This window comes from Rhodococcus sp. NPDC059179, from assembly GCF_042754885.1.
Lineage (GTDB): Bacteria > Actinomycetota > Actinomycetes > Mycobacteriales > Mycobacteriaceae > Rhodococcus_G.
In genome coordinates, this window is sequence record NZ_JBHZBV010000013.1 from 69,645 (window position 1) to 88,250 (window position 18,606).

Annotated in this window: 17 protein-coding genes; 7 read left to right on the forward strand and 10 right to left on the reverse strand. The window is 69.3% G+C overall.

The features are described from left to right. Positions 1-4 precede the first annotated feature (4 nt). On the forward strand, positions 5-994 hold the full coding sequence (locus tag ACFXMV_RS20125) for an amino acid ABC transporter permease (protein ID WP_378503477.1): 990 nt from the start codon (positions 5-7) through the stop codon (positions 992-994). Next, positions 991-1,752: an amino acid ABC transporter ATP-binding protein gene (locus ACFXMV_RS20130; RefSeq protein WP_378503478.1), complete on the forward strand. Its 762-nt coding sequence runs from the start codon at positions 991-993 to the stop codon at positions 1,750-1,752. Before ACFXMV_RS20125 ends, ACFXMV_RS20130 begins: the two co-directional genes overlap by 4 nt. A gap of 37 nt (positions 1,753-1,789) precedes the next feature. Here ACFXMV_RS20130 and ACFXMV_RS20135 read toward each other — a convergent pair whose 3' ends face one another. Beyond that, positions 1,790-2,653 (reverse strand): class I SAM-dependent methyltransferase, encoded by an 864-nt coding sequence (locus tag ACFXMV_RS20135; RefSeq protein ID WP_378503479.1) that lies wholly within the window; start codon positions 2,651-2,653, stop codon positions 1,790-1,792. A 217-nt stretch (positions 2,654-2,870) separates the two neighbouring features. Between ACFXMV_RS20135 and rpsA the strand changes: the two genes are divergently transcribed. Next, a complete protein-coding gene (gene rpsA, locus ACFXMV_RS20140; protein WP_378502272.1) occupies positions 2,871-4,346 on the forward strand; it encodes a 30S ribosomal protein S1 in 1,476 nt (491 codons plus the stop codon). Between the two features lie 75 nt (positions 4,347-4,421). Here the strand turns inward: rpsA and ACFXMV_RS20145 are convergent, their stop codons facing one another. Together ACFXMV_RS20145 and ACFXMV_RS20150 are read right to left on the reverse strand one after the other, a co-directional pair. Further along, positions 4,422-4,667 carry a hypothetical protein gene (locus ACFXMV_RS20145; RefSeq protein WP_378503480.1) on the reverse strand — a complete coding sequence of 82 codons (246 nt, stop codon included), beginning with the start codon at positions 4,665-4,667 and terminating at the stop codon, positions 4,422-4,424. Between the two features lie 125 nt (positions 4,668-4,792). Further along, on the reverse strand, positions 4,793-5,005 hold the full coding sequence (locus ACFXMV_RS20150) for a hypothetical protein (protein ID WP_378503481.1): 213 nt from the start codon (positions 5,003-5,005) through the stop codon (positions 4,793-4,795). A 125-nt stretch (positions 5,006-5,130) separates the two neighbouring features. On the opposite strand from ACFXMV_RS20150, the gene coaE reads away from it, so the two are divergent. Further along, the gene (gene coaE / locus ACFXMV_RS20155) at positions 5,131-6,351 is read left to right on the forward strand and encodes a dephospho-CoA kinase (RefSeq protein WP_378503482.1); all 1,221 of its coding nucleotides are present in this window, start codon (positions 5,131-5,133) and stop codon (positions 6,349-6,351) included. 41 nt (positions 6,352-6,392) lie between these two features. Here the strand turns inward: coaE and ACFXMV_RS20160 are convergent, their stop codons facing one another. Continuing rightward, positions 6,393-6,902, reverse strand: coding sequence for a DUF402 domain-containing protein (locus ACFXMV_RS20160; RefSeq protein WP_378503483.1), 510 nt, complete (start codon positions 6,900-6,902; stop codon positions 6,393-6,395). A gap of 79 nt (positions 6,903-6,981) precedes the next feature. Here ACFXMV_RS20160 and uvrB point away from each other — a divergent pair, with 79 nt between their 5' ends. Beyond that, positions 6,982-9,144 (forward strand): excinuclease ABC subunit UvrB, encoded by a 2,163-nt coding sequence (gene uvrB / locus ACFXMV_RS20165; RefSeq protein WP_378503484.1) that lies wholly within the window; start codon positions 6,982-6,984, stop codon positions 9,142-9,144. A 38-nt stretch (positions 9,145-9,182) separates the two neighbouring features. Then, positions 9,183-10,049, forward strand: a complete 867-nt coding sequence (locus tag ACFXMV_RS20170; RefSeq protein ID WP_378503485.1) for a hypothetical protein — start codon at positions 9,183-9,185, stop codon at positions 10,047-10,049. 19 nt (positions 10,050-10,068) lie between these two features. Here ACFXMV_RS20170 and ACFXMV_RS20175 read toward each other — a convergent pair whose 3' ends face one another. Next, positions 10,069-10,983 carry an ABC transporter permease gene (locus ACFXMV_RS20175; protein WP_378501679.1) on the reverse strand — a complete coding sequence of 305 codons (915 nt, stop codon included), beginning with the start codon at positions 10,981-10,983 and terminating at the stop codon, positions 10,069-10,071. After that, positions 10,980-13,796, reverse strand: a complete 2,817-nt coding sequence (locus ACFXMV_RS20180; protein WP_378503486.1) for an alpha/beta fold hydrolase — start codon at positions 13,794-13,796, stop codon at positions 10,980-10,982. The genes ACFXMV_RS20175 and ACFXMV_RS20180 overlap by 4 nt, the downstream gene beginning before the upstream one ends. Positions 13,797-13,945: 149 nt before the next feature. Here ACFXMV_RS20180 and ACFXMV_RS20185 point away from each other — a divergent pair, with 149 nt between their 5' ends. Next, a complete protein-coding gene (locus ACFXMV_RS20185) occupies positions 13,946-14,398 on the forward strand; it encodes a universal stress protein (RefSeq protein WP_378500138.1) in 453 nt (150 codons plus the stop codon). Between the two features lie 68 nt (positions 14,399-14,466). On the opposite strand, the gene ACFXMV_RS20190 is transcribed toward ACFXMV_RS20185, so the two are convergent. From ACFXMV_RS20190 to ACFXMV_RS20205, 4 genes are all read right to left on the reverse strand, one after another. Further along, a complete protein-coding gene (locus ACFXMV_RS20190) occupies positions 14,467-16,767 on the reverse strand; it encodes a HelD family protein (RefSeq protein WP_378500137.1) in 2,301 nt (766 codons plus the stop codon). Between the two features lie 96 nt (positions 16,768-16,863). After that, positions 16,864-17,370, reverse strand: coding sequence for a pyridoxamine 5'-phosphate oxidase family protein (locus ACFXMV_RS20195; protein WP_378500136.1), 507 nt, complete (start codon positions 17,368-17,370; stop codon positions 16,864-16,866). A gap of 25 nt (positions 17,371-17,395) precedes the next feature. Continuing rightward, positions 17,396-17,803 (reverse strand): hypothetical protein, encoded by a 408-nt coding sequence (locus ACFXMV_RS20200; protein WP_378500135.1) that lies wholly within the window; start codon positions 17,801-17,803, stop codon positions 17,396-17,398. Continuing rightward, on the reverse strand, positions 17,800-18,561 hold the full coding sequence (locus ACFXMV_RS20205; RefSeq protein WP_378500134.1) for a DoxX family protein: 762 nt from the start codon (positions 18,559-18,561) through the stop codon (positions 17,800-17,802). The genes ACFXMV_RS20200 and ACFXMV_RS20205 overlap by 4 nt, the downstream gene beginning before the upstream one ends. Between the last annotated feature and the right edge of the window lie 45 nt (positions 18,562-18,606).

Here is an 18,606-nt window from a genome sequence, read left to right on the forward strand (position 1 = left end):
ACCGATGCCAGCAGTGAGTGAGGGCGCCGACCCCGCGACAGGGGGGTCGGCCGAACCGGAGGCGATCAAGGCGATTCCGCTGCGCAGGCCGGGTCGCTGGATCGCCGCGATCATCGTTCTGGTCCTGTTGGGGCTCTTCGTGTACGGCGCCGCCACCAATTCGGCGTTCGCCTGGGATGTCTACGGCCAGTACCTGTTCGACCGACGGATCTCCGCGGCGGCGTGGGTGACCATCCAGCTGACGGTGCTGTCGATGGTGCTGGCGGTGGTGCTCGGCGTCGTGCTCGCGGTGATGCGGCTGTCGCCGAACCCGGTGCTGCGGACGTCGGCGTGGGGCTACCTGTGGATCTTTCGGGGCACCCCGGTGTACGTGCAGTTGGTGCTCTGGGGCCTGTTCCCGTCCATCTACAAGACGCTGGACCTGGGGATACCGTTCGTGCACCAGTTCGTGCACATCGAGCTGCAGGGCATCGAGGCGGCATTCCTGTTCGCGATCATCGGGCTCGGGCTCAACGAGGCCGCGTACATGGCGGAGATCGTCCGGGCAGGCGTCAGTTCGGTCAGCGAGGGCCAGAGCGAGGCCTCCACAGCGTTGGGTATGTCGTGGTCGCAGACCATGCGCCGGACGGTGCTGCCGCAGGCGATGCGGGTGATCATCCCGCCGACCGGCAACGAGCTGATCAGCATGCTCAAGACCACCTCGCTGGTCATCGCGGTGCCCTACAGCGAAGAGCTGTTCGGCCGCCAACGGGACATCTCGGCCGTGAACTTCCAACCGATCCCGCTGCTGCTGGTGGCCGCGACCTGGTACCTGGCGATCACCAGCATCCTGATGATCGGGCAGTACTACCTGGAGCGGTACTACTCGCGGGGCCTCTCGCGCACGCTGACCGCGCGCCAGCTGCAGGCGCTCGCCGACGCCCAGGGCAAACCGGCCGTGATCATGCCGCCGCCCGACACGCTCCCCGACGTTCCAGGAGGCGAACGACGATGACCCCGATGGTGAAGGCGGACCTGGTCTGCAAGAACTTCGGCGCCCTCAAGGTGCTGCGCGGCGTGTCCCTGGAGATCGAGCGTGGCCAGGTCATGTGCCTGGTCGGGCCGTCCGGGTCCGGCAAGTCGACCTTCCTGCGGTGCATCAACCACCTCGAGCAGGTGAACGCGGGCAGGCTCTACGTCGACGGCGACCTGGTCGGCTACACCGAGCGCGGAGGCAAGCTCTACGAGCTGCACCCGAAGGCCGCCGCACGGCAGCGCCGCGACATCGGCATGGTGTTCCAGCACTTCAACCTGTTCCCGCACCGCACCGCGCTCGAGAACATCATCGAGGCGCCCACCCAGGTGAAGAAGGTCCGCAAGAAGCAGGCCGTCGAGCGGGCCCGCGACCTGCTCGACCAGGTCGGGCTGAGCGAGAAGGCGGACGCCTACCCGGCGCAGCTATCCGGTGGCCAGCAGCAGCGGGTCGCGATCGCGCGGGCCCTGGCGATGGACCCCAAGCTGATGCTGTTCGACGAGCCGACCTCGGCGCTGGACCCGGAGCTGGTGGGGGAGGTGCTCGGGGTGATGAAGAACCTCGCCAAGGAGGGCATGACGATGGTCGTGGTGACCCACGAGATGGGTTTCGCCCGCGAGGTCGCCGACCAGTTGGTGTTCATGGACGGTGGCGTGGTCGTCGAGTCCGGCAGCCCGAGAGAGATGCTGGCCAACCCGCAGCACGACCGGACCAAGCTGTTCCTGTCCAAGCTGCTGTAGTCCTCCGGATCTGCCGGAGTCGTCTCAGCCCCGGGCGTCAGGCGGGCTTGCGGCTGACGAAGATCGCGGTGCCCGGGAAGATCTGGCCGCGCAGCGGGCTCCACTGACCCCATTCGCGGTCCAGCCACTCCGGCCAGTCGGGCTCGACGATGTCGCGCACCTCGAGGCCGGCCGCGACGAGCTCGCGCACCCGGTCGCCGATCGTGCGGTGATGCTCCACGTAGGTCGGCGTGCCGTCGTCGTCGACCTCCACGTACGCCGTCCGGTCGAAGTACGGCATCGTCGCGGTCAGGCCCTGCGGGCCGGGGTCGTCGGGAAAGATCCAGCGGATCGGGTGGTTCACCGCGAACACCCACAGCCCGCCGGGGCGCAGCACCCGGGCCACCTCGCGCATCACCAGGGCCGAATCGGCGACGAACGGCACCGCGCCGAAGGCGGAACAGACGATGTCGAAGCTCTCGTCCGCGAACGGCAGCGACTCCGCGCCCGCCTGGATCAGCGGCACCCGCGGGCCGCCCTTGGCCATCGCGTCCAGCCCGCGGGTCAGCATGCCCATGGACAGGTCCAGCCCGACTGCCCGCGCGCCCTGGCCTGCGAGCCAGCGTGCGCACGGCGCCGAACCGCAGCCGACCTCGAGGACGTCGCGACCCGCCACGTCGCCGAGCAGGCGCACATCGCCCTCGTGCAGGCCCTCCGGGCACCACACGAACTCGCCCGCCGCGGAGTCCACGCCGAGGAACTCGCCGTGCGTGCGGTGGTAGTCGGCGGCGTCGGCGTCCCACCAGGCGCGACTGGCGCGCTCGCTGTCGGCCGAGTCGAGGCGGTCGCGGCTCACGCCCGCGGTGCCGAGGATGGAGTTCGCCTCGCCGTGACGGTCGGCCGGATCGGTCGGCTGGGTCATGTCTGCTGCGTCATTCGGTGGCCTCGGGCATGCGCTCCACAGTAGGGTTTCCCGTCGCCGTCGGCGCACCCGGGTTTGCCCAGCTCGCCACAGGTCGCGTACCCTAATCCACGCGAGTGTCTGCCGTGCGGTACCGGATTCGGTGCGGCTGCGGGGATTCGCGAGTCCGACAGAACACCATCAACCGACCACCCAACCGTCCGGAGCAATTCAACATATGCCCTCCACAACCACCACCTCGCCGCAGGTAGCCATCAATGACATTGGCTCCGCCGAGGATTTCCTCGCCGCCATCGATGCCACGATCAAGTACTTCAACGATGGCGACATCGTCGAAGGAACCATCGTCAAGGTCGACCGTGACGAGGTTCTGCTCGACATCGGTTACAAGACCGAAGGCGTCATCCCTTCCCGCGAGCTCTCGATCAAGCACGACGTCGACCCCAATGAGGTCGTTTCCGTCGGCGACGCCGTCGAGGCTCTTGTTCTCACCAAGGAGGACAAGGAAGGTCGACTGATCCTGTCGAAGAAGCGCGCACAGTACGAGCGCGCCTGGGGCACCATCGAGGAGCTCAAGGAGAAGGACGAGGCCGTCAAGGGCACCGTCATCGAGGTCGTCAAGGGCGGCCTGATCCTCGACATCGGCCTCCGTGGCTTCCTGCCCGCGTCGCTGGTCGAGATGCGTCGTGTCCGCGATCTGCAGCCGTACGTCGGCAAGGAGATCGAGGCCAAGATCATCGAGCTCGACAAGAACCGCAACAACGTGGTCCTGTCGCGTCGCGCATGGCTCGAGCAGACCCAGTCCGAGGTCCGCAGCGAGTTCCTGCACCAGCTCCAGAAGGGCCAGGTCCGCAAGGGCGTCGTGTCCTCCATCGTCAACTTCGGTGCCTTCGTGGACCTGGGTGGCGTCGACGGCCTGGTGCACGTTTCCGAGCTGTCCTGGAAGCACATCGATCACCCGTCCGAGGTTGTCGAGGTCGGCAACGAGGTCACCGTCGAGGTCCTCGACGTCGACCTGGACCGCGAGCGCGTCTCCCTCTCGCTCAAGGCGACGCAGGAAGACCCGTGGCGTCAGTTCGCCCGCACCCACGCCATCGGCCAGATCGTGCCCGGCAAGGTCACCAAGCTCGTTCCGTTCGGTGCCTTCGTGCGGGTCGAAGAGGGCATCGAGGGCCTGGTGCACATCTCCGAGCTGGCCGAGCGCCACGTGGAGGTTCCGGACCAGGTTGTCGGCGTCGGCGACGATGCGCTCGTCAAGGTCATCGACATCGACCTCGAGCGTCGTCGTATCTCGCTGTCGCTGAAGCAGGCGAACGAGGACTACAACGCCGAGTTCGACCCGTCCAAGTACGGCATGGCCGACTCGTACGACGAGCAGGGCAACTACATCTTCCCCGAGGGCTTCGATCCCGAGACCAACGAATGGCTCGAGGGTTCGGACAAGGTCCGTGAAGAGTGGGAAGGCCGTTACGCCGAGGCCGAGCGTCGCCACAAGATGCACACCGCTCAGATGGAGAAGACCGCTGCAGACGAGGCCGCCGAGGCTGCCAACGCTGCCGCCGGCTACTCCTCGGAGACCGGTTCCGTCGAGGCCGGCGAGTCCGCCGGTGCCGCACCGGAGTCCGCTGGTGGCTCGCTCGCCAGCGACGCTCAGCTCGCCGCACTGCGCGAGAAGCTGTCCGGCAACGCGTGATCCGATGACCCGCTAGCCGGGTCTCACAAAAAGCCCCGGTCCTGTCCAGGACCGGGGCTTTTTCGTCTCTTCAGGTCAGGCCCCCGGACTGGAAGCGAGTTCGTCGAGCATGGCGGCCTTCTCCACCAGGTCGTGGTCGGTGGGGTTGTCGCCATCCGGTAGTTCTCGGACGAGGTCCTCGAGGGTGACGATCACCCAGGATGAACGCTTGGCCACCTCGTCTCCCGAGAGAACCTTGATCGAGCCCTCCTCCAGCACCAGCGTCGGTTGCGAGAGGGGGCTGTCCAACAGCAGTCGAAGATCGTCGGCTTTGACAGTCATGTAGTAACGGTAGGACGCGGCCGCGACGGCCGCATTCGAATCTGCGTGCGCATCGGACACGAAACGACCCCGCCCGAAAATCGGGCGGGGTCACTCGAGGTGGTGCGGGAGTTGGGGGAGCCCGATCAGCTCACGGCTGCCGGGGCCCACGCGCTCTGCATGGCGGCGGTGCGCTTGCGCATGGTGGCGAAGCTGTGGCGCGCGGGGCTGATCATCTGGGTGAACCAGTTGCGGCGGTGCTCGGCCAGTGCGGACGCGACCTCGGGGATCAGGATGCAATGCACCCCGTCGACAATGCCCAGACGGTGCCGGCCCTGCAGGATGTAGTGGCTTTGCATTGGTGTTCCCTTTTTCTCGAGATGGGTGGCCTGGCGCGTCTGTCGGTAGGATACCGATTCTTCGGTAAACCTGGTGCATTTGGGGCTGGTGTGCTTCGGCGTGTTCAGATGTCAGACTGGTGGGCGTGCTGAGAATCGGCCTCACCGGAGGTATCGGAGCGGGTAAGTCCACGGTGTCGAAGATCCTGACGGATCTCGGTGCCGTCGTCGTCGACAGTGACCTGGTGGCCCGCGAGGTGGTGGAACCGGGCACGGAAGGCCTGGCCGGGCTGGTCGCGGAGTTCGGTGAGACGATCCTGCAGCCCGACGGACAGCTGGATCGGCCCGCGCTGGCGGCCACGGTGTTCGGAGACGACGCGGCGAGGGCCCGGCTGAACGCGGTGGTCCATCCGCTGATCGGCAGGCGCACAACCGAACTCGTCGAGTCCGCTCCCGCGGATGCCGTGGTGGTGCAGGACATTCCGCTCCTCGTCGAGGGCCGGATGGGGCCGCTGTTCAACCTTGTCCTGGTCGTCTACGTGGACGCGGAGGAACGGGTGCGGCGCCTGGTCGAGCTGCGGGGCATGCCGGAGGACGACGCCAGGGCTCGCCTGGCTGCGCAGGCCAGCGACGACCAGCGGCGGGCGACGGCCGATGTCTGGCTGGACAACAGCGGGCCGCAGGGCAGCCTCGACGCCGAGGTGAAGGCGCTGTGGGAGCGGCGGTTGGTGCCCTTCGAGGAGAACCTGCGGACCGGGTCGGTGGTCCGGGTTCGGCCGGTGCTGGTGCCCGCCGACCCGTCCTGGCCGGACCAGGCTCGTCGGCTGGTCGAGCGACTGCGGTTGGCGTGCGGCCAGACCGCCGTGCGCATCGACCACATCGGCTCGACCTCGGTGCCCGGCTTGGACGCCAAGGACGTGATCGACGTGCAGATCACCGTCGACAGCCTGGCCGCGGCCGACGCGCTGGCTGGCCCGCTGGCGGCGGCCGGGTTCCCGCGGATCGAGTCGGTCACCCGCGACGACCCGAAGCCGGATTACGCCATCGGCGGTGAGGCCGATCCGGCGCTGTGGGACAAGCGGATCCACGGCGGTGCCGACCCCGGTCGCCCGGTGAACATCCACCTCAGGGTCGACGGCTGGCCGGGTCAGCGGTTCGCGCTGATCTTCCGGGACTGGCTGCGAACGGACCCCGCGGCGTGTGCGGGGTACCTCGAGGTGAAGCGGCAGGCGCAGGCGAACGCGGCGGGCGCCGCCGACTACGAGGAGGCCATCGCCGCCTACGTGGACGCGAAGACCCCGTGGTTCGACGCGGCTTACGGCCGGTCGATGGAGTGGGCCGAGCGGACCGGCTGGTCGCCTGCCTGAGGGCGTGGCCTCAGCGCCAGGTGATCGGCATGCCCACCCGGTCAGCGCCAGCTGATCGGCATTCCCATCGCGGCGAGCCAGGCATCGAGGTCGTGACCGTGCGCGGCGATGCCGTCGGCCGCGGTCATGGCCCGGTGGATCGCCTGCTCGGTGGTCGCCGCGTCGAGCAGCCCGGCCGAGTGCGCGGCGATCAGCTCGTCCACGTCCAGTAGTTCGGTGTCGCGCCCGGTCCGCACCACCAGGTCCAGGTAGTGGTCCTCGGATCGCCAGACCCCTGGCGCCGCGGTGAATTCGCCGATGTCGACGTAGTGGTCCTGATCCCGTGCGTGATACGGGTGATAGTGGAAGATCGACGCGCGCAGCCCCAGGTCCGGGAGCAGCCACGACTCCAGGTAGTGGAAGTGCGCGTGGTCCGAGGTCCTGGCCATGTACAGGCCCCACGGTTCCAGCCGGTAGTGGTCCACCGGCCGCACGAAGCCCTTCGGGTCGGTGTTGGTCTTGTCCGTGAGGGAGAAGGACTCGATCTTCGGGGCGTGAACTTCGCCGTCCATGGATGCTGAACTTACCCGGCGGGTCCGGCCCCGACGACGATGCCGGGACCATGTCGGTGTCCCGGCATAGTCTGGGTCCATGGCTTTCGCATCCGAGCATCCCGTGGTGGCGCACTCCGAGTTCCGGCCGGTCGGCGACATCGAGCGGTCCGAGGCCCGGTTCGAGGTGGTGAGCCCGCACCAGCCTGCCGGCGACCAGCCCGCGGCGATCGAGGAACTGGAACGGCGGATCAGGGCCGACGAGAAGAACGTGGTGCTGCTCGGCGCCACAGGAACCGGAAAGTCGGCGACGACGGCCTGGCTGATCGAGAAGCTGCAACGGCCGACGCTGCTGATGGCGCCGAACAAGACGCTGGCCGCGCAGTTGGCCAACGAACTCCGGGAGATGTTGCCGAACAACGCGGTCGAGTACTTCGTCTCGTACTACGACTACTACCAGCCCGAGGCGTACATCGCGCAGACGGACACCTACATCGAGAAGGACTCGTCGATCAACGACGACGTCGAACGGCTGCGGCACTCGGCGACCTCCAGCCTGCTCTCGCGCCGCGACGTGGTGGTGGTGGCGTCGGTGTCGTGCATCTACGGTCTCGGCACCCCGCAGTCCTACCTGGATCGCTCGATCGAGCTCGAGGTCGGGGTAGAGGTGCCAAGGGACGCGCTGCTGCGGTTGCTGGTCGACGTGCAGTACAACCGGAACGACCTGGCCTTCACCCGCGGCTCGTTCCGGGTGCGCGGGGACACGGTGGAGATCATCCCGTCCTACGAGGAGCTCGCGGTCCGCATCGAGTTCTTCGGCGACGAGATCGAGGCGCTGTACTACCTGCACCCGCTGACGGGCGACGTGGTTCGTCAGGTCGATTCGCTGCGGATCTTCCCGGCGACCCACTACGTCGCCGGGCCGGAGCGAATGGAACGCGCAGTCAAGGACATCGAGGCCGAACTCGAGGAGCGGCTGGCCGACCTCGAGGGGCGGGGCAAGCTGCTCGAGGCGCAGCGGCTGCGGATGCGCACCAACTACGACATCGAGATGATCAAGCAGGTCGGGTTCTGCTCCGGCATCGAGAACTACTCGCGTCACATCGACGGCCGCGGTCCTGGTACCGCGCCCGCCACGCTCATCGACTACTTCCCCGAGGATTTCCTGCTGGTCATCGACGAGTCGCACGTCACCGTCCCGCAGATCGGCGCGATGTACGAGGGCGACATGTCGCGTAAGCGCAACCTCGTCGAGTTCGGGTTCCGGCTGCCCTCGGCGACCGACAACCGTCCCCTCACCTGGGAGGAGTTCACCCAGCGGATCGGCCAGACCGTCTACCTGTCGGCCACGCCGGGCAAGTACGAGCTCGGTCAGGCGGGCGGCGAGTTCGTCGAACAGGTCATCCGGCCCACCGGACTGGTGGACCCGGAGGTGGTGGTCAAGCCCACCAAGGGCCAGATCGACGACCTGGTGCACGAGATCCGGGAGCGCACGGAGAAGGACGAGCGGGTCCTGGTGACCACCCTGACCAAGAAGATGGCCGAGGACCTCACCGACTACCTGCTCGAGCTCGGGATCCGGGTGCGGTACCTGCACTCGGACATCGACACCCTGCGCCGCGTGGAGTTGCTGCGGCAGCTTCGGCTGGGGGAGTACGACGTCCTCGTCGGCATCAACCTGCTGCGCGAGGGGCTCGACCTGCCGGAGGTGTCGCTGGTCGCGATCCTGGACGCCGACAAGGAGGGCTTCCTGCGGAGCGCGACCAGCCTCATCCAGACCATCGGTCGCGCGGCCCGCAATGTCTCCGGCCAGGTGCACATGTACGCGGACAAGATCACCGACTCGATGGCGCGCGCCATCGAGGAGACCGACCGGCGCCGCGAGAAGCAGATCGCCTACAACAAGGAGATGGGCGTCGACCCGCAGCCGCTGCGCAAGAAGATCGCCGACATCCTCGACCAGGTCTACGAGGAGGCCGACGACACGGCCGCGGGCGTGGACGTGGGCGGCTCGGGCCGCAACGCCAGCCGCGGTCGCCGGGCGCAGGGCGAGGCGGGCCGGGCGGTCAGTGCGGGCGTGTACGAGGGTCGCGACGTGAAGTCGATGCCGCGGGCGGAGCTGGCGGACCTGGTCAAGGAACTGACCGACCAGATGATGAACGCGGCCCGCGAGCTGCAGTTCGAGCTGGCCGGACGGTTGCGCGACGAGATCCAGGACCTCAAGAAGGAACTTCGCGGGATGGACGCCGCGGGCCTCAAGTAGGCGAGGGGGTTTCGGCGCCGTCCGCTACCGTCGAGCGCATGGACGCAAAGACCGCAGGGCACGTCGCCCGGACCCTCGATCTGATCCACGGCATGTCGTACTTCGCGCCCGAGGTGAAGGAAAGCCTCGTCGCGGCCGGCTTGAGCCCGGGCCGGATGTGCTACTTCGCCGGGCGGTCCGCCGCGATGGGTGCGGTCGGCGCGGGCGTCGTCGCCGCGACCTTCTACAACTTCAACCCGGCGGAGATCTCCGCGGTCATCCCGGTCGCCTGGGCCCAGGCGCGGCCCGAGGACGTCGTGTCGGCCCGCTACCGTGGGGTGGACGCGGCGATGCGGCGGATCTTCGGCGTCGACGCGATCGCTTCGCCCACCTTCGACGAGGCAGCGACGCTGGCCGCGACCGCGGCGCGCGCCATCCCCGACGTGGCCGGACGGCCGCTGTACGCGGGGCACGCCGAGATCGCGTGGCCGTCCGAGCCGCATCTCGTGCTGTGGCACGCGCTCACCCTGCTCCGTGAGTACCGCGGCGACGGTCACGTCGCCGCACTGCAGACCGCGGGGCTCTCCGGCATCGAGGCGCTCGTTTCGCACACCGCGACCGGCGCCGGATTCCAGGAGCAGTTCGCCAAGTCCCGGCGCGGTTGGTCCGACGATCAGTGGAACGGCGCGGTCGGCTCGCTCACCGATCGCGGGCTGATCGGCGGCGGGCGGGAGCTCACCGCGGAGGGCTGGGAGTTGCGCGAGTGCGTCGAGGAACTGACCGACGAGATGGCGCTGGCCCCGTGGGCCGCGCTCGGCGAGGACGGCACGGCCCGGCTGCTCGAGCTCGGCACCGATCTGCGCGAGATCCTGGTGGCGCAGGGCGTGTTCCCGGACGGCGTGTACGGCCCCGCGGTGCCGCGTTGATCGTGGATGGGTGGCGTAGTCAGCTGGTGATGTCCTTGACCGCGAACCGCTGCCAGGCCAGCAGCCCGAACACCGCCGCGTAGGCCAGCGCGGAGAACGACCCGACGACGATGTCATGCCAGTCCACCGTCGGGGCCAGCAGCCGGGTCCAGGCGAACGAGAAGTGCCCCGGCAGGTAGTCCCGCCACTGACCGAGCGCGGTGATCTGGTCGAGGATCTGCACGAGAATGGACACCATCACGGTGCCGCCCACCGCGCCGAGCGGGGCGTCGGTGAGCACCGAGAGCAGCAGCGCCAGGCCGGCCACCCAGGTCAGGTTCACCGCGATGTACGCGAGCGCGAGGAGTAGCCGCCCGACCGCCTCGCCGTACCCGAGCGAGTCGCCGAACGGGGTCACCAGCGGGCCCGTCCCGTACAGGGTGGTGCCGAGCGCGAGGGCCACCCCGAACAGGATCAGGATCGCCAGCCCCGACAGCGCCGCGGACACGATCGCCTTCTGCTGCAGCAGCCGGCCGCGGGGGACCGGGATCGCCAGCAGGTACCGCAGCGAGGACCAGGACGCCTCGCTCGCGACGGAATCGCCGAAGAACAGCGCCACCACCACGATCAGCAGGAAGCCGACCGACATGAACAGGCAGAACACGGTGAAGTTCACCCCGCCCCTGGTGCCGAGCTCGATGAGGTCGACGGCGCCGGATTCGGAGTTCGACCCGCCGATGGCGAAGGCGACCGCCAGGATCACCGGGAGCAGCGCGAGGAACCCGAGCGCCAGATGGGTCCGCCTGCGCTTGAACTGACGCGTGAGCTCGGTGCGCAGCGGAAGGGTGTGCGTCGCCCGGTAACCGGCGGCCCGGCCGTCGGCATGGGACGTGACGGCGCCGCCGTCGGCGTGGGACGTGACGGCGCCGCCGTCGGCGTGGGACGTGCTGGTCATGTGTCCTCCCGGTGGTGCTCGCGATGGTCGGAGACGTCCACCAGGCGGAGGAAGACGTCCTCGAGCCGTGTCGTCTTCGACAGTCCCCGGACGCCGACGCCCGCACCGACCAGGGTGCGCACCAGCGCGGCCGGGTCGGTCCGGCCGAGATCGACCCGTAGCCGGGGGTGCTCGCCCTCGATCAGGCGCACCGGCCCGAGCCCGTCGACCGACTCGAGAACGGCCACCGCCCGGGTCGGGTCGTCGACGCGCAGCTCGGTCGCTCCCTCGGTGGAGGTGAGTTCCTCGACGGTGCCGGAGCTGATCACCCGGCCGTGGTTCATCACCACCACGTCGGTGCAGGTCTGCTCGACCTCCGCCAGCAGGTGGCTGGAGACGAGGACGGTGCGGCCGGTGCGCGCGTAGTTGATCAGCACCTCCCGCATGGTGCGGATCTGCGGCGGATCCAGACCGTTGGTGGGTTCGTCGAGCACCATCAGGTCCGGCAGCCCCAGCATCGCCTGGGCAATCGCGAGTCGTTGCCGCATCCCCTGACTGTAGGACCGGACCTTCCGTTCGATCGCGTCGCCGAGATCCGCGATCTCCAGGGCCTCGTCCATCCGGGCCTCCCCGGCCGGACGCCCGGTGGCCTCCCAGTAGAGCCGCAGGTTGTCGATGCCGCTCAGGTGCGGCAGCAGGCCGGATCCCTCGACGAAGGAGCCGAGCCGGGACAGCACGGGCGCGCCGGGGGTGACCTTGTGCCCGAAGACGCGGATCTCGCCCTCACTCGGCGTGATCAGGCCCATCAGCATGCGCAGCGTGGTGGTCTTGCCCGCACCGTTCGGGCCGAGCAGGCCGAGGACCTGGCCCCGGCGGACGGTGAAGCTCACGCCGTCGACCGCGCGGAACCCGTTGTCGTAGGTCTTGCGGAGATCGGTGATGACCAGGGGAGTGTCGACGAGTGTCGGGTCGACCTCTGCCGCCACCCGGCGCCGACGCCGGATCACGCCGATCGCCGCGAGCAGCGCGGCCCCGCCGAGGATGCAGGCGATGCCGATCAGCGGTGCGAGCGGCAGCGAACGGCTCGAGGTCGCCGCGGGGACGCTCGGCACGCGGAGGCCGGCGTCGGCGGCGAGGGCGACCGAGAACTGGGCCGGGGTCAGCGGGTTCGCGTACGCCTGGTCCGTGGTGGAGACGACCACCTCGATGTGGTGCCCCTGCGGCACCTGGAACGCGACACCGGGGAGGGTGACGGAGACCGGGAGCGGCCCCGACTGCCCGTCGGGCAGCCTGATCGCGGAGACCGCGCCGCCGGGCAGGGTCCGCCTGCCGTCGGGGCTCACGTCGTACAACTTGGCGAACAGCACGGCGTCCCCCGGCGCGGAGGCGGCGGTGATCGTGAGCCGCACCGTGGCGGCGCCGGTGATCGTGAGCGGTTGATCGAGAGGGGCGGTGGCGAACGAGGCGGACTGGCCGGGCGGGTCGGCCGCCAGTTCCACCGCCGGTCCGCCCGCCGTGGCGAGATTCGACAGCGCCGCACCGAGTCCGGGGACCGCGGAGAGCGCGGCAGGAGAGGCGCCGGGCGGGCGCAGGATGGTCTGCGACGTCGGACCGGCGAGCGGGAGGTCGATCGTCGGCGTCGGCGGCGAACCCGGGATCAGGCCGGGGTAGTCCGCCGCGGTCATCCGCCGGTAGGAGGGTCGGCCCTGATCGGTCGGCGTGCCGGGCAGCGAGAACACGAACTCGTCAGAGACCTCGGTGGACCCGCGCAGTCGGGCGGAGAGGAACCGCGCCGTCGCGGACTCGCTGAAACGGGTGCCCTCGCCGCCTGCGTCGTGTCCTCCGGGAAACCACCGCACCTGGACCGGTGTGCCCGCCGCCGCGATCTGCCTGGCGGTCGCATCGGACTGGTCCAGACCGAAGAGCGTGTCCTGCTCGCCCTGGATCAGCAGCGTCGGCGCGGTGATGTCGGCCGCGACGGCGGCGGGGGAGTGCGCGCGGAGCAGGGCGAGCAATTCCTGGCTCGGCTTGCCGGTCACCGCGGCCGCCGCGTACTCCCGGCAGAAGGTGGCCGCGAACCGTCCACACGGATCCTGTTGCGGCGCAGGATCGGCCTCGTTGGCGTCGGTGCGGGTGCCGGTCGGGGACGAGCCCGCGCCGAAGAAGATCCCCGCCCAGCCGCGCTTGAGTACACCGGGACCCCCGTACCCGGCGGCCGAGGGGGTCGACGGCGCCAACGGCTCGGCCGTACCGAAATTCGGAAACAGGGCGTGGCCCAGGTCATTCCATGTGATCGCCGACGCGATCGCATCGATCCGCCCGTCGAGCCCGCCGAGCATCAAGGCCAGGGCGCCGCCGTACGATCCGCCCGCCACCCCGATCCGCGGGTCTCCGGGGCCGTCCAGTTGCACGTCGCCGCGCGCGGCGAGCCAGTCGACCAGGCCGCGCGCGTCGGCCACTTCGCGATCCGGGTCGTTCAGTGAGATCAGCCCGGTGCTCTGCCCAAATCCCCTGGCGCTGTACGCCAGCACCACGAACCCGTCCTCCGCGAGCGCACGCGCCTGGCCGGCGACGGAGTCCTTGCTGCCGCCGAATCCGTGCGCGAGGAGCACTGCGGGGGCCGGGGTGTGCTGTGGAAGATACAGGCGGGCATCGATTTTGACCTGATCCGACTCCGCGGGGCCTGAGGGAACCGTCACGGCGACATCTTCAGTGACCGGTGCCGCGGGCTCGGTGATCGACCTGGTCACGGCGACGCCGCCGACGCTGACGGCGACGAGGGCAGCGACCACGGCGATCCGGGTCCTGATTCCGCGCGGCCGAGGGATTCGCATGAGATCTAATGTAGCGAGGCGACGCCGATGTGCGTTGTGCCGCAATTCCCCCTAACCCGATCGTGATCCGGCTAGGGTCATTCGCAGCGGCCGGGCTGTCCGTGATTCTGCGGCGCTCCGGTGAGACCTGAGCACCTTTGGAGGAATGAATGAGCGCCTACCGCACCATCGTCGTCGGAACCGATGGCTCGGATTCGTCCCTGAAGGCAGTGGACAAGGCCGCGTCGCTGGCTTCCGATGCCGGCGCGACACTGGTCATCGCCTGCGCCTACTACCCGGCGGACCCGAAGGACATCGAGGCCGCGCAGGACACCCTCCGCGAGGACGCGTACCAGATCACCGGTTCCGCGCCGACCTTCGAGATCCTGCGGACCGCCCGTGAGCGGGCACACGCGGCTGGGGCGGAGAACATCGTCGAACGCGCCGTCGTCGGTGCCCCCGTTGATTCACTGCTCGCCCTCATCGACGAGGTGAAGGCCGACCTGCTGGTGATCGGAAACCGTGGCCTCAACACCCTGACCGGACGCCTGCTCGGATCGGTCCCCTCGGACGCTGCACGCAAGTCGACGTCCGACGTGCTGATCGTGCACACGGTCCGCTAGTCGCGCCAACGCACTGTCCGCCCCCGCCGGTGTCGCCGACGGGGGCGGATTGCGTTGTGCCCTGAAACCTATTCGAGCACGGACAGTTTGGACAGTCCGTCGGGCAACGGGTGCGCGTGCACCACACCGAGCCGTTGCGTGGCGCGGGTGAGCGCGACGTAGAGGTCGTTCATGCCGCGCGGCGACTCGTCCACGATCCGGCCGGGCTCCACGATGAGGACCGAGTCGAACTCGAGCCCCTTCGCCTGCCGGACCGAGAGCACGCTGACCGAATCCGAGACCAGGTCGAGGAACTCGTCGACGCCGGACTCACTGGTCAGCACCGCGGTGAGGCCGGGACCCGACTCCGCCGCGACCAGGCGCCGGACCCGCTCGGCGACCGCGCCTTGCGGCACCCGGCTGGCCCACGGCCGGGTCCCCGAGTCTCGCACCGAACGCGGAACCGTCTGACCGGGGTCGATCAGGGCGAGCACGTCCTGCGCCACTTCCATGATCTCGGACGGCGTGCGGTAGTTCACGGTCAGCTCGGTGAGCTTCCAGCGCCGGGCGACGTACGGCTCGAGCACCGTCTGCCAGGACGAGCTACCGGCCGGGTCGCCGGTCTGAGCGGTGTCACCGACCAGGGTCATCCACCGATTGGGGATGCGCCGCATCAACATTCGCCAGGCCATCTCCGAGAGTTCCTGCGCCTCGTCCACGATGACGTGCCCGTAGGTCCAGGTGCGGTCGGCGGCGGCGCGCTCGGCGGCGGTCTGCGACTGGCGTAGATCCTGGCGTTGCGCGAGCTGGCTGGCGTCGATCAGGTCGTACGCCATCAGGATCTCGGGATCCAGGTCGTCCTCGAGATCCTGGGGGGCCGAACCGGTGAGGATGTCCAGCGCACCCTGAGCGTCGGCGATCTGCGCCCGCCACTCGCGGTTCGCGCGTTCGCGTTCAGCCGCATCGTCCACGCCGAGCAGTTCGGCGAGCTCGTCGAGCAGGGGAGAGTCGGCGGCGCTGAACCCCGCGACGCCGGTGCGGTGCAGCAACTCACGCTGCTCCGAGGTGAGTTGGCGCGCGGCCGTCGCCAGGCGCTGCCGCGAACTGAGTAGGTCGGCGAGCACCCGCTGCGGCGTCAGCTGCGGCCACAGCCCGTCGATCGCGGCCATCACGTCCTGGTCGCCGCGCATCTCGTCCCTGATATCGGCGACGTCGTCGCGGCTGAGCAGATTCGCCCCGCCGAGCACGTTTGACCCGATCCGGGCCGCATGCTGATCGGCGAGGGCCTCGATCACCGCCGAGACGAAGATCGGCCGGGCGAGGTTGTGCGGGCGCCGCGACGAGCGGGCCCGCCCCCGCGCCCGGGCCACGACCTTGCGATCGAGGGTGATGGGGTAGGAGTCGAACCTCAGCCGGATCGGTTCCGACGGGGTCTCCTGCCGGTCCCGGACGGCCTGCTTGAGCACCTCCACCATCGCGAGTGAACCCTTGACCTCGCCGCACTCGAGCGAATCCTGGTGGGTGGCACGCACTCCCGGATAGAGGTCGCCGATGGTGGAGAGCAGTACGCCGGTCTCACCCAGCGACGGCAGCACCTGGCCGATGTAATCCAGGAAGGTGTCGTTGGGTCCGACGATCAGCACGCCGCTCTTCGCGAGCTGCTGGCGGTAGGTGTAGAGCAGATATGCGGCACGGTGCAGCGCCACCGCGGTCTTACCGGTGCCCGGTCCGCCCTGCACCACCATCACCGACTTGTGTTCGGACCGGATGATCGCGTCCTGTTCGGACTGAATGGTCTCGACGATGTCGTTCATGTGGCCGGTCCTGGCCGCGTTCAGGGCGGTGAGCAGGGCGCTCTCGCCCGCGACGCCGTCCGCGCCGTCCAGGGCGCCTGCCCGCTGCGCGGTCTCGAGGTCCAGGTATTCGTCGCCGAGACCGGTGACCTTTCGGCTACGGGTCCGGATGTGCCTACGCCGGGTCACGCCTTCGGGGGCGGCCGGGGTGGCCAGGTAGAACGGTCGGGCCATCGGTGCCCGCCAGTCCAGCAGCAGGGTCTCGTAGTCGTTGTCGTCATCGAGGATGCCCACGCGGCCGATGTAGCGGCGACCGTCGTCGTCGGCGCGTTCGGCGTCCGGTTCCTGTCCATCGAGGTCGATGCGACCGAAGCACAGGCCGTTCTCGGCGGCGTCGTACTTGGCGATGTCCTCGGTGTACATCAGGCTGAACGACTCGCGTTCGCTACGGGCCTGCGGGGTGCCGCCGGTCTCCAGGAGCACCTTGCGCAGGCGGGTCGCGGCGTAGTCACGCAGCGCGTCCAGACGGTCGTACAGCATCGACACGTACTGCTGCTCGCGCTCACGTTCGTCGTGCTGCAGCGCCTCGTCTGGCAAGTGATCTCCTTGGACCGAAAGGGGAGTGAAAAGTGCCAAGCGAGTCTAGTGGGCGGGCGAGACGGACGCAGAAGTGCCTGGTCAGCTTGTGGAACTTCAGAACCGCCAGCGGGTCTGGCTGAAGGTGCCCTTGCCGAAAGCGAACACCGTGCTCGGTTCGACCCGGAACACCAACGCCGTGCCGGCGTCGTGGCGAAAACCACTCTCCACGACCTCGAACCGCCAATCGCTGCCGTACTTCACTTCGTACGCGTCGGCGAGGCGGCGCAGCGTAGGGGAGTCCAGGACCGCGACCGCAGCGCCCTCGACGATCACGTCGAACCCCTCGGCGTAGCCGTTGCATCCGGTGGTGAGCACGCAGGCGGTGTTCACCTCGAGGTTCCGTGCCTTCCGCTCGTCGGGGCCGGTGCAGAAGTGCAGGGCGTCGTCCATCCAGACCGCCAGCAGCGGCGTCACATGGGGGCGGGCGTCGGGACGCACCGTGGACAGCCAGTACGTCGGGGCCTCCATCAGCACCGTGCGGGCCCGTACCCACTCCGCAGGCTTCGCGTCGGGGTCGCTGTAGCGGCTGTCGAGTTCGGCCGCCGGGTCGTTTGCCGTCATCTCGCGGGTCCTCTCGTCGCAGTTCTCAGCCGGTCAGGAGGGTCTCGTGCACCGAGCGCCACCGCAACCCGTTGCGGGCGCCGGTTTCTGGGACCAGGACGGCGGTGACGACCCGCACGGCGGACCCGTCCCCGGTGTGGTGTGTCTCGTGGAACCGGGCGACGGACACCTCGGCGGTCGCGAGCAGCACCTCGACCGCGGTGATCGCGATCTGCAGGCCCGGATCGGCGTTGGCGGCGCCGCGCAGGGAGTTGGCCAGTTCCTCGCCGGACACGACGCGGCCCTCGGTGGTGACGAGCGAGAAATCCGGGGCGTGCGCGGCGACGAACTCGGTCAGCAGCGCGGGGTCGGCGACCGTCCCCAGCCATCGTTCGAGTACCGCGTGGTGATCCTCGATCTCGCGGGCGATCCGAGTGTCGGTCGCGGGACTCACGAGCCCAGATCGGCGACGGCGCGCCTGGCCCGCCGCACGGCACGTTCGGTGCTGACGCCCACCGTGTGGCTCAGGTGCACGCCGCGCTCGGCCGCCGCGTCGGTCCACTCGGCGCCGTGTTCGCGCGCCAATGCGAGGAGTTCGGGGGCGCGTTCCTGCGCCGCCTCCGCGAGCGCCGACCCGCGTTCGGCTGCCTCGGCCGCGAGCTCGCGCACCCGTTCGGAGGCGGACTGCAGTCGGTCACCGACGGCCGCGTGCACCTCGCCGTCGGGTGCTGCGGGCAGCGCGGCCAGCACAGCGTCGGATGCCTGGCGGGCCGCCCGGCGACCCCGCCAGCCGAGGGACGGCCTGCCCTCGGTGTCGACGCCCGCGATCAGCAGACCACCGAGCAGGCTCATGTTCTTGAAGAACTGGGTCCGGTGCGCGGCCCGCTGCGCGGGGTCGCTCTCCGCCCAGAAAGCGTGCCCGGCAAGCGTCGTCGGCAACAGGCTGCCCGCCAACACCAGCGACGCGACGCGCGGCACCGTGCTGGTGGCGAGCAGGGCGCCCGCGCCGACCTGGATCGCCCCGTTCAGCCGGACCAGATTCTCGGGGCGTGTGGGAACCAGCCCGGCGACGCCATCGGGGAGGGCGCCGTGGGCCCGCGCGATGAACGGCTGGGCGACCGCGGCCTTACCGGCGGGATGTCGGAGCGCATCGATGCCGCCGGTGATGAACACCGTAGCGAGCAGGGGGCGGGCGATTCGACGGACCAACATGGAGTGGCCTCCCTCGTGATCGGGTGCCCTCCACATTAGCCACGG